The organism is Faecalibacterium butyricigenerans, from assembly GCF_020687345.1.
Classification (GTDB): Bacteria; Bacillota; Clostridia; order Oscillospirales; family Ruminococcaceae; genus Faecalibacterium; species Faecalibacterium butyricigenerans.
The window spans coordinates 1-2,583 of the sequence record NZ_JAJEQL010000064.1 but is presented as its reverse complement, the minus strand read 5'-3'; the positions used below and the strand labels follow the sequence as shown (position 1 = coordinate 2,583).

The window sequence follows — 2,583 nt, the reverse complement described above, 5'->3', positions numbered from 1 at the left end:
AGTCCAATTTTTTGTCATCCTCCTGACGGTTCGATTGTTTTTACATGAGATACTTGAAGGAGGATTCCATCATGGAAGTTTTAGATATTGTTTTTTCCGCACTGAACCTTTTGGCTACAGTCGTCATCGGCGTCATCAATGTGACGTGGATGATCTCAAGGGATGTCTTTCTGGACAAACCTCGGGCAAAACACTATTCGAAAAAATAATGACAAGAAAAATGACCGCCCGTAGCTACCAAACTTCGGCGGTCATGTTTTCTAACGTGACATCTGAGGAGGGAAGCTGACCACTGTGCGGACAGCGCCTTTCCTTATCTCTATTATAGACGTCAGCACGCGGATTGTCAAGCGCGCTCTGCTCTCTTATGCGGCATCCCAAAAAATTTCTTCTGCCGACCACAAAGCCGCCTGTATCTTTCCAGATACAGACGGCTCACCCGACGCTTTCTGTCGCATTCTGCTGTATCCCGACGCTTTTATGCTTCATCTCGTATATCGCGTTTCAGCGTCATTTTGTGGCCATCCCAATGCATTTTCCGTGCTTTTTGGTGCTTTAAAATGCACATTTCCGCATTTTTGGAGCTTCCAGTATTTTCCAGTAAGCCCAGAACCCGTCCAATGCATCCTATTATCCAGCTTTATTATAGCCAGATGCCCTTCGTTTGTCAATAGTCCTTCTGCCCCATAAAAAGCCCAAGGGCGAGGCCCCTTGCGGAGCCTCGCCCTCAGACTATGTGAGATAATCATTACGCACTTGAGACACAGGCATAATGGTTATCAATTACAGGCCGTGTGCCTGTAATAGCTTAGTTAGATGCGCTGATTAGATGTTGACCTCAAAGACAACGATAACGTACTTCGTGGTCTTGCCACCCTCGGTCTTGCTGACGAAAGCAGTACCGAAATCGACGTCCTTCTTGGTGGCATCTGCCTTAGAATCAGTATGAATCTGGCCAGCAGCAGTCTTGTCAACCTTCTTATCGGTAACAGCCTTATGCAGTTTCTCAGCCTCAGTCATCCAAGAAGCCTTAGCGCTCTTGCTGTCTTCAGGCTGCTCAGCGACATAAGCAATGTACTTGCTGTTGCCAAAGGTGTACTCCGCAGTACCAAAAACGCTCAGAGTAGCGGGAGCAGTCCTGTTCAGCTTGTCAGCATCCTTCCAAATGCTCTCAGCCTTGCTGTCCATACCTCTCTTGTGGTTGTAGTCGACGGTAACAGTCCCCTGAGTACCCTTAGCGTTCAGAGCCTTCTCCAGAGCCTTGCTGGCAGCAGCATCGCCCAGAGCACAGCCGGTCAGCATGGAAACTGCCAGTGCGCCGGTCAGAACAACAGCCATGAGTTTCTTGAACATTTTCATAGTGGTATTCCTCCAATAAAAAATGATTTTTATTTCGGCAAACCACTACAATTATTGCGTGGCTTGTCTCGATAGGCCTAGTATAGTTCATTTTCACAAGATTGTCAAGATACGGTATTTGTTTCGGCGTTTTGCCTAATCAAGCCCTTAAAAAAATGGCAAAGTGTTGGTTCGCCGTGCATTTGTGCCGGAGTTTGGGGCGCAAAACCCGGGTGTTTGTGATAGATTTGTGGCGAAGATGTGATAACCCGCTCCGTGCAGTCCGGCACGCCGGTGGCTCGGCTGTGACGGGCTTGCCCTCTCCGTCACCTTTGGTGACACCTCTCCCAAAGGGAGAGGCTTTTGGCCTGCCAGAAACGCTCTGCGGTATGCCCTAACAAAAAGGGCAGTGTGCGCTTGACAATCCGCGTGCTGACGTCTATAATAAAGATAAGGAAAGGCGCTGTCCGCACAGTGGTCAGCTTCCCTCCTTGAGTGTCACGTTAGAAAACATGACCGCCATCGGATTGGGAGCCTAGGCGGTCATTTTTCTTGTCATTATTTTTTCGAATCGTGTTTTGCGCGGTGCGAGTCACGAAAAATCGCTTGGGCGAGCGTCCAAGTGATCTTGGCCGTGCCAATGATGACAGTGACCAAAAGGGTGAGCAGGGCGAGAACATTATTCCAAATTTCCATAACGGAATACCTCCTTGAGTAACTCATGTATAAAAACACTCGTACCCTCGGAGGGCGACAAAAAATTGAACTTCCTCTAAGGGTACGACACATCAGTGACCCCAAGAAGGGAAGCATGACCGCTGCACTTGCAGAACAGCGCCTTTCCTGCAAATAAGGATACCATAAAAATCGACGGATTGCAATGCCTTCCGGTGCTTGACAATCCGCGTGCTGACGTCTATAATAAAGATAAGGAAAGGCGCTGTCCGCACAGTGGTCAGCTTCCCTCCTTGAGTGTCACATTAGAAAATATGACCGCCGAAGTTTGGGATGCTTGGGGCGGTCATTTTTCTTGTCATTATTTTTTCGAATAGTGTTTTGCCCGAGGTTTGTCCCGAAAGACATCCCTTGAGATCATCCACGTCACATTGATGACGCCGATGACGACTGTAGCCAAAAGGTTCAGTGCGGAAAAAACAATATTTAAAATTTCCATGATGGAATCCTCCTTCAAGTATCTCATGTAAAAACAATCGAACCGTCAGGAGGATGACAAAAAATTGGACT

4 protein-coding genes are annotated in these 2,583 nt (G+C 47.8%); 1 reads left to right on the top strand and 3 read right to left on the bottom strand.

Annotated features, from left to right (window positions below; all coding sequences use genetic code 11):
* Positions 1 to 289 (top strand): hypothetical protein (locus tag LKD23_RS12705; protein WP_227621940.1); only part of this gene is annotated, 289 nt, incomplete at its 5' end.
* A 536-nt stretch (positions 290 to 825) separates the two neighbouring features.
* On the opposite strand, the gene LKD23_RS12700 is transcribed toward LKD23_RS12705, so the two are convergent.
* The 3 genes from LKD23_RS12700 to LKD23_RS12690 all read right to left on the bottom strand — a co-directional run.
* Entirely contained in the window at positions 826 to 1,359 is a 534-nt protein-coding gene (locus tag LKD23_RS12700) for a hypothetical protein (RefSeq protein WP_227621939.1), read from the bottom strand.
* 537 nt (positions 1,360 to 1,896) lie between these two features.
* On the bottom strand, positions 1,897 to 2,034 hold the full coding sequence (locus LKD23_RS12695; RefSeq protein WP_227621938.1) for a hypothetical protein: 138 nt from the start codon (positions 2,032 to 2,034) through the stop codon (positions 1,897 to 1,899).
* Positions 2,035 to 2,318: 284 nt separating this feature from the next.
* The coding region (locus tag LKD23_RS12690; protein ID WP_227621937.1) for a hypothetical protein at positions 2,319 to 2,583 on the bottom strand (265 nt) is incomplete at its 5' end.